The 8,541-nt window shown below is 56.8% G+C and carries 7 protein-coding genes; 4 read left to right on the plus strand and 3 right to left on the minus strand.

The window, feature by feature from the left end; genetic code table 11:
* From B2W96_RS10225 to B2W96_RS10235, 3 genes are all read left to right on the plus strand, one after another.
* A partial coding sequence (locus tag B2W96_RS10225) for a glycosyltransferase (protein WP_293010190.1) occupies positions 1–877 on the plus strand: 877 nt, incomplete at its 5' end.
* A 49-nt stretch (positions 878–926) separates the two neighbouring features.
* Positions 927–3,377 (plus strand): O-antigen ligase family protein, encoded by a 2,451-nt coding sequence (locus B2W96_RS10230; protein ID WP_293010191.1) that lies wholly within the window; start codon positions 927–929, stop codon positions 3,375–3,377.
* A gap of 166 nt (positions 3,378–3,543) precedes the next feature.
* Positions 3,544–4,923 carry an undecaprenyl-phosphate glucose phosphotransferase gene (locus B2W96_RS10235; protein WP_293010192.1) on the plus strand — a complete coding sequence of 460 codons (1,380 nt, stop codon included), beginning with the start codon at positions 3,544–3,546 and terminating at the stop codon, positions 4,921–4,923.
* A gap of 157 nt (positions 4,924–5,080) precedes the next feature.
* On the opposite strand, the gene B2W96_RS10240 is transcribed toward B2W96_RS10235, so the two are convergent.
* From B2W96_RS10240 to B2W96_RS10250, 3 genes are all read right to left on the minus strand, one after another.
* Complete coding sequence (locus B2W96_RS10240; protein WP_293010193.1) at positions 5,081–5,203, minus strand: hypothetical protein; 123 nt, start codon at positions 5,201–5,203, stop codon at positions 5,081–5,083.
* Positions 5,200–5,946 (minus strand): hypothetical protein, encoded by a 747-nt coding sequence (locus B2W96_RS10245; protein ID WP_293010194.1) that lies wholly within the window; start codon positions 5,944–5,946, stop codon positions 5,200–5,202. Before B2W96_RS10245 ends, B2W96_RS10240 begins: the two co-directional genes overlap by 4 nt.
* Before the next feature lie 276 nt (positions 5,947–6,222).
* Positions 6,223–6,459, minus strand: a complete 237-nt coding sequence (locus B2W96_RS10250) for a hypothetical protein (RefSeq protein WP_293010195.1) — start codon at positions 6,457–6,459, stop codon at positions 6,223–6,225.
* Between the two features lie 315 nt (positions 6,460–6,774).
* Here B2W96_RS10250 and B2W96_RS10255 point away from each other — a divergent pair.
* Positions 6,775–8,541 (plus strand): recombinase family protein (locus B2W96_RS10255; RefSeq protein WP_293010196.1); only part of this gene is annotated, 1,767 nt, incomplete at its 3' end.

Genomic DNA, 8,541 nt, shown 5'->3' on the forward strand with positions numbered 1-8,541 from the left:
CCGCGCGGCGGCAGGCTTAAGCGGGCGCAGGCCCCCCCTTGTCACCGTGGCCCACGGGTATTTATTTGATAATGAGACAGCACCCCTCAAGCGGGAAATTCTCCTCGCGGCGGAGCGACTCACCGCTCCCCAGACCGACCTGCTTTTGACCATGAACCAATGGGACTATGAGCTGGCACGGAAAAAGAAGCTGGGACGGCGGGTGGAGAACGTTCCCGGCATGGGCGTGGATTTCTCCCGGCTGGAAGGCCGGGAGACCGACGGCGGGTTGCTGCGGCGGGAGCTGGGGCTTGGCCCGGATGAACTTCTCGCAGTTTACGCGGCGGAATTTTCCGCCCGGAAGTCTCAGTCCATGCTGCTCCGGGCCATGGCGCTGCTGCCGGAGCGGGTGAAACTGGCCTTGCCCGGACAGGGCGCGCTGCTGGAAGAATGCAAAGCGCTTGCAACGCATCTGGGCGTTGAACGTCGGATATTTTTTCCAGGTTCGGAGCCGGACATGCCCCGGTGGTACGCCGCCGCTGACCTGGCGGTTTCCGCCAGCCGGTCGGAGGGACTGCCTTTTAATGTAATGGAAGCCATGTACGCCGGGCTTCCGGTGACGGCCAGCGCGGTGAAGGGGCACACGGATTTGCTTGCCGAAGGCGGCGGGCTGCTGTATCCTTACGGAGACGCGGCAGCCTGTGCTGCGCAGCTTCTCCGGCTGACGGAGGATGCGGGCCTGCGGTGGGTGCTAGGGGCGCAGGCCCGTGAGGCGGTCATGCCCTATGGACTGGATGAGGTTTTACCGCAGGTGATGGAGGCATACCTCTCCGCCGTACCCGGCATGGCGGAGCGGAAGCCCGATTTCGCGGGAACGACCAGAAGCACCGGACGCTGAGAGCACGGTGTCTATAAACTATAAAAACGCATAACCGGAGGTCTGATAGATGAAAAATACAAAGAAGAACCACCTGCTTTACGCGCCGGGTGCAGCGGGCGCACTGCCGGAAGAGCTTTGCGACCGGCGGAGTCTGGCCCTGTTTGCCGGGGGGCTGTTTCTGCTGGTGACGCTCACCGCACAGGAGTCTGTGACGATGCTGTGCATTTTGCTGGCGCTGGGGACACTGCTGACGGCGGCTCTGCTGCGTAAGCGGCCCATAGCCCCGCGTTTGGGGCTTCTGTTTCTGGCGGTGACGCTGTATGTGCTGTGGGCGGGCATATCCTGCTTCCGCAGTCCCTACCCCGTGCTGGCTTTAAAGGAGTTTACAAAGATTCTGGCGGGGTTTTTGCTGTTTCTGCTGATTATTTTTACGGCAGGAAGCGGGAAAAACGCGGGACGAAATGCAATTTCCGCTGTCTCCGCCGTCTCCGCTCTGTTTTCTTTTTTAAGTATTGATTTGGTATCCACTCACTGGTTTTCCGGTGCGTTTCGCGCCATCGTCGAGACGTTTACGCAGGATTACAGTGTCAATTCCGGCCTTGAGACAGGAACCCGCATCAACTCTCTTCTGGCCGACGGCAACACCTTCGCCAGTGTGACGGGCCTTGGCGTGCTGCTGGCACTGGGGCTAGCCCTGAGTAGCCATGGCCGGGAGCGGGCGTTTCACGCTGTGTGCCTGTTTCTCTCGGCACTTGGCTTCGTACTGGCGTTCAGCCTTGGCGCCATGGGCTTTATTGCCGCTGCGTTTGTGCTGTTTTTGCTTGCAGTGCCCAAAGGAGAAAAGCTCCCTGGCGTCATTTTAATGGTGGAAACGCTGGCGGTTACCATGCTTGGGGTTTTGGCCGTTTATATCTCCGTGTTTGACGGGACGAAGCAGTTTTCTCCCATTCCCCTGCTGGCAGCCCTGTTCGGGTCAGCAGGCCTTGCGGCACTGGACAGGCTTTTATCCCGGCGAATCTGCACGGCTCTTTCCCACCACAGGGCGCTGTCTCTCGGCGCAGCGGGAGGGCTGGTGCTTTGCGGGGCGGTGTACGGGGTCCTGGCGTTTCAGCTTACCGGTCCGGCGGCGCTGGCGCCGGGCGAGGTTTTGACCCGGGCGGCGGATCTTTCCGCCGGGGCGTACACCCTTTCCACCGAGAGCAACGGAGACGCTTCTGTTCGCGTCACCTGTCAGAATGAAACCGACTTGATTCTCCACACCTCTACGGTGCTTTACGACGGCGTCTCTGACGGTGCGGCCTTCACCGTGCCGGAGGGGACGGAGGCGGTCTGGTTTGCCGTCTCCCTTCCGGAGGGCGGGACAGTGGAGCAGCTTTCCTATACCGGGACGGAGGACGGAAGCCTGAAGCTTCATTACAGGCTGCTGCCCGGTTTTATGGCGAACCGTCTTCAGGGCCTTTGGGCCAATCAAAACTCCGTCCAGCGGACGGAGTTCTGGCGGGACGGCCTGCGCATCTGGGAAAAGTCCCCCCTGTTGGGCGAAGGACTTGGCGCGGTGGAAGCGGGGCTTTACTCCGTGGCCCGGTTTGAGTACCAGAGCCGGTACGTCCACAACCACTACATCCAGACACTGGCGGATGCCGGGGTCATCGGCCTTGCCCTGTTTGCGGGCGTGCTGGTCTCCTCCTTTTGGACGGCGCTGGCAGGACGGAAGCGGGGTGCGCCTCTGGCTCCCGCGCTGTTTGCGGCGACGGGCTTCGCCGCGCTTCAGGCAGTCAACCAAGCAGCCTTTTCTCTCAGTTCGTTTCTATCACTGATGTTCTGCATCTGGGCAGGAATCGCTGTCCACTGCACACAGGCTGCTCCGGAGCAGGCGAAGGTCCCCGCCATGGAACCCACTGTGGCTGCGGAGACAAAAACAAAGAAAACCACAGCGAAACCCAACACCGGGAATATGCAACCTTCTCCCGCGAAGGGCTGGACAGCCCACAAGGCTTTGCTGCTCTCCGCCCTTGCAATCACAACCATCTGGAGTGGGCTTCTCCTGAACCACCTGCGGGCGGACAACGACATGATGTTCGGGCAGGGCACCGTTTTCCAGCGGCTTGACAGCGCCATCGGCAGCGATCCCTTCAGCCGTCAGGATTCCATGCAGGCATATATTTATTACAGCGCTCAGTCTGACGACGAGGCGATTCAGAATCAGGCAGGCCTGTACGCATCTGCCTATACCCGGCCCGGAAATACGGACCCGGACTACCTCGCGGAGTATTTTTTTGAAAACCACATTCCCCAGAGTGCGTTTGCCGCCCTCTCCCGCCACCTCGCATTCAACCGGGCGCGGACAGGGGCGTGGCAGTATGGGCTTACGCTTTTGGCGGAGCAGGACGACGGTACGCCGGAATTCCAGGAACTGTCTTTGGGCATTGCGGCGCAGCTTCAGGAGGCCAACGACTATCTTCTCCAGCCCATCACCCTGTACGGCCGGGCCCAGACCTATTTGGACTCTCTTAAATAACCCCCGCAATTTCCGGGCATTGACCAAAAAGCGGCATCCTTCCGAACAGAAGGCTGCCGCTTTTCATATTCCTTGTGAACCGGATAAGCCCGCGCCGGTTGACAGAAGTCCGCTTCCGGGGTACAATCAAATGCGCGTAAAATGTCGGTTTTGGGAGGATTTCGGAATGATTAAGGAGAACCAGCGGCTGCTGAACCAATTGCACGTCCTGTCAGACGGCGTTTTGGTGTTTGTCTCCATGCTGCTGGCTTATTGGGTGCGTTTTTCTCTTCTGGGCGGCATCGAGGGGATTCCCTTTTCCTATTACGTTGCATTGGGCGGGGCGGCTGCGGCACTGTGCCTGCTGAGCTACGCCATGGCGGGACTGTACGAATCCTATCGCTCCACCCGCTTTCACCGGGAAACCGCTCGGCTTTTAAGCGTCACCGCCATGGACACCGCGCTGCTGGTGGCGATTTTGTTCGTGTTTCATTTAAACAACATGTCCCGCTGGACGCTGGTTCTGTTTTTCTCCTTTGCAAGCGGGCTTCTTTTGTCGAAGCGGGCTTTTTTGCGGCTTCTGCTGCACCGCTTTCGGGCCAAAGGCTATAATCTCAAGCATGTGGTACTGGTGGGCAGGGGCCCGGCGGCGGAAAATTATCTGAAAAAGGTGGCGTCCCAGAAAAACCTCGGCTTTTTGGTGGACGGTGTGGTTTCCGACGGTGACCCGTGGGGCGCGCTTCCTCTTTTAGGCGGATATGACCATTTGGAGGACCTGCTCAATGAGCGCAAGCCGGACGAAGTGGTGCTGGCGATTCCGGGAGCGGACAATGGGAAGATGCCAAGTCTCATTTCCGTCTGTGAAAAAACCGGCACAAAGGCGTCCATTATTCCCTTCTATGCGGCGCATCTGCCCAGCAATCCTCAGGTGGACAATCTGGACGGACTGCCTCTTATTAACCTCCGGCGCATTCCGCTGGATAATCTGGGCAACGCCTTTTTGAAGCGGGCAGAGGATATTCTTGGCGCGTTGGTCTTAATTATCCTGACTTCTCCGCTGATGGTATTTGCGGCCATCGGGGTAAAGCTCAGCTCCCCGGGTCCCATTTTGTTCCGGCAGGAGCGGGTGGGGCGCAATAAAAAGCCTTTTCAGATGTACAAATTCCGCTCTATGCGGGTCAACGCAAAGGAAGCCACCGGCTGGAGTACCAATGCCGATCCCCGGAAAACCCGGTTTGGCTCTTTAATCCGCAAGCTCTCCATTGACGAGCTGCCCCAGTTTTTCAACGTCCTCAAGGGCGACATGTCTCTGGTGGGACCCCGTCCTGAGGTTCCCCACTTTGTGGAGCAGTTCCGTGAGAATATCCCCCGCTATATGGTCAAGCATCAGGTGCGCCCCGGTATCACCGGCTGGGCACAGGTTTGCGGTTTTCGGGGCGACACATCCATTGAAGGCCGCATCGAGCACGACCTTTATTACATTGAGAACTGGAGTCTTCTTTTCGATGTGAAAATTCTGCTGATGACCGTATTTCGTGCGGTGAATGGTGAAAAACTAAAGCCCTGACAGAGGACCTTCCCCTCCGTCCTGCCGTCCCTCCTCCCCAAAACGGGCGGTACGCACCCCTTTTGCCCACAAGGAGGGGCGGTTCATTGCGCGGGCCGCCCCCCCTTTTTATCATCAGAGAAGCCCCGCTCCAAAAGGAGCGGGGCTTCTTGGTCTTCTATTCTTCGGGAACTTCCTCCTGCGAAAGCGCAGAGAAAATCTCAAAAAAATCTTCCGGCACCTCTTTCTCCAGCAGCGTCTGTGTGCCGTCAGGTTCCACATTCAAAACAGGAATTTTCACAGCTTCACCCCCATCATTACAAAACGGCTTCCTGCGTTTATTAGTCCGTTGGTGGTAAAATTCAGAGTGGAATACTCCGCACGCGGCTTCACCCATGAGTTGTTTGCAATGTAGGATTGGCCCATCCGTTGGGTCCCCGGGCCGAAGTAGTTCACATAGGACCAGTTGATTCCAAACCCGCTTCGGGCGCACGGGATAGTACCGGTAAACAGGGTTCCCTCCGCCGAGAGGCTACTTTCGTACAAAAGATATTCTTGTGTCATGGTGTTGCCCCCGGGCGTGGAGATATAGATTTTTTCGGTCCATCCATTCACAGTAATCCCCAGTGCGCCAAATCCCTTTATGTCCGCATAAAAAAGCACCTGGGCATATGGATTCCAGTCAATATTTCCGATGGTAAGGTTGACCTGATTTGCGGAAGCGGTTGTGGTCACGTCCATTATCCTGGCAATGGGATTTGTGGCAATGATGCTGCTTTGCAGGGCCGCGTCCGCGCTTTTGCGGGCAGACTCCTCGGCTGCGTCCGCATTTCTGCGGGCGGCTTCTTCGACCGCGTCCCCGCTTTTGCGCGCAGCCTCCTCAGCGGCGGCCGCCGCTTCGCGGGCGGCTTTTTCCGTCAAAATTGCGGCGGCGTTTGCCGCCAGCGCCGCGTCAATTTTGGCATTGTCGGCGTTGAAGTCATCCATCAGAATGCGGTCCGATTTTTGCCAGCGGCTGAGCTGATACTGTTCTGTCCGTTCCAAAAAAGTTCCTCCTTTGTCCTCGGCGCGTGGTTTCCATCTTTTCGCGCCGGATTATGTGCTGCCGCGGGTCAGTCCCGCCGCGTTGTTCTACCCACCTGCCGCCAAAAAATTGATTGAATTTTGGCAAGACAAGAAATGGGGCTTATTCTCACATAGTTTAAGAAGGATTCATGTACGCCCCCGTACACACCGTCTGTAAATTTTTTTCGCAGCCTCGCAGCCGGATAAAAAAGCCGTGAGGAGAACCTCTCGGCTTGTCGGTATCGCGCGTCAACATCAGCCCGCTCCACGGGCCTCCAATTGCGCCAGACGCTTGCGGCTATGGCAGAGAAGATCGCTGGTGGCGTCGGCAAGGCTTTGCCCGCCGGACTGGAAAACCGCCACCAGAAAGCTTTTCTCCCTATATGTTTGATAAAGGGCATCCAACTCCTCCTGTAAGGCCGTATCCTGCCGCTCTTCATTCGTCATCCAGACCTCCACCAGCTTTTGATTAAACCTGACGCATATTTCCAACAGGCGCCGTCTCCTCTCGTAAAATTGCATGCCGCGCTGCTTTTCAGAATGCAGACCTGCTGCTTCCTTCGGTAACCAAGTCCGTAATTCTCACCGTTCTATCCAAGGGGACGCGCTGTCAATGCTGCAATCAGTATTCCCAAATTGTGGATGTATATGCCGCGCAGCCAAAGCCGTCCGCCCTATTACAGGAATTGCTACCCGGCACTTTTTCTCCCCAGCCCCGCCTAATCATCTCCCAACCTTTTTGCTTGCGTATTTTTCAAAGTTGATATACAATGATATCTATCTATAATATTACGGATGTGATTTATATTGACAGAGCGTTTTGACATTGCCGGCTACTGCCGCATCTCCGTGGATGAAGAGCTAGACCGGGACAATACCTCCATTGAAAACCAGAAGGCCATCCTCTCGGACTTTGTGCGCCAGCGCTTTCCCGGCTCTTCCCTCTCCTTCTACGAGGACCGGGACCGCTCAGGCTATACCTTTGAACAGCGGGAGGGGTATCAGCTTATGCGGCGTGAGCTGATGTCCCACGGGAAGGACATTCTTCTCGTCAAGGACTTCTCCCGTTTTTCCCGCCGGAACAGTCGAGGACTGGTGGAACTGGAGGATTTGAGAGACGCGGGCGTGCGTATCATCTCCATCGGGGACGGCATCGACTTTCCCAACGACGACGACTGGCTGAAAATCCAATTTCAGTTCCTCATCAACGAGATGCCGGTGACAGACACCAGCAAAAAAGTAAAGTCCGTCATCAAGCGGCGGCAGGCGGACGCAAAATGGATCTGCGCCGCGCCCTACGGCTATGTCGTTAACAAGCAGCAATTGTTTGAAATCGTCCCCACCGAGGCGGATATTGTGCGTAATATCTTTTCCCTTTACAACGATGGCTGGGGCTATAAAAAAATCGCCAATTACCTGACTGACCAAGGCATCCCTACCCCCCGCATGGCAGAGCGGGATCGCAAGGAAGCCGAAGGCGCGGAGTATCGCCGGCAGGTGAAATCAACATGGAGTATCGTCACAGTGCAGGGCATTCTGGACAACGATTTTTATATCGGCACGCTGCGGCAGGGTAAATACACCCGCAAAAAAATTAACGGCAGAGAATGTAAGCGGGACGCATCAGATCATCTGGTATTTGAAAACCACCACCAGCCAACGATTGACTACCGCACCTTTGCCACCACCATGGCCCTGCGGGAAAAGCGCACCACCTCCAATTACCGGGGCGTGAAGGTCAACGACAACGTATACTCCGGGTTTCTTTTCTGCGGCGACTGCGGCTCGCCCATGTTTGCCATGAGCCGCCCGGATTTAAAGGACGCCTACCGCTGCGGAGAGTATCACAAGCGGGGCCTGAAGGCATGCACCAGCCACCATATCCGGGTGGACAGGCTGGACGAAGTGATGAAGGCCTATCTCCGCAAAGTGCGGGAGCACTCCTCCGCCATGCTGGACCGGCTGAATGCAGACCTTGTCCGGGAACAGGAGGACGTGGCCGAAACGGAGCGTTCGGCGGAGCATCTCGACGAAATCCTCGGGGACCTTCAGGAGGAGCTGAAAGCCACCAAGCGCCAGCGCATCCGGGACATCATGCGCCACCCGGAGCAGGAGGACGCTTTGGAGCAAACCTACGACGAGCTGGAGAGCGACCTTCTTCGTCGTATTGAGGGCCTGCAAAACCAGATTTCCATGACCGAGGACAAGCGCAACACCATCATTCAGGTAAACCGCGTTGCCAAAACCGCCTTAGACGTATTTGAGGACATTCTCAAAAAACCCAAGCTGGAGCGAAACGATCTGGAGCTGATGATTCACCGCATGAATATTTTTGAAGACCACATTGAAATTCAGCTCAAGGCGGATGTAGATGCGATTTTGCAATCCGCAGGAACGGATGTATCCCTTGGGACTGAGGAGGAAGCAGTCCCCGCCATGGCTCTTTTTGAAGGCGGAGAAACGTCCATGCAGAGCGCGAAGCATCCCCTGCAAATTGCCCAGTCCAGCCCAAACAGGCCGGACAAGGTGTTTGATGTCAATCTTATCAGCGACGGCGACCCGTTAGAGATTTAC

It is taken from the genome of Oscillibacter sp. UBA6647, from assembly GCA_002455655.1.
In the GTDB taxonomy this organism is placed as follows: domain Bacteria; phylum Bacillota; class Clostridia; order Oscillospirales; family Oscillospiraceae; genus Oscillibacter.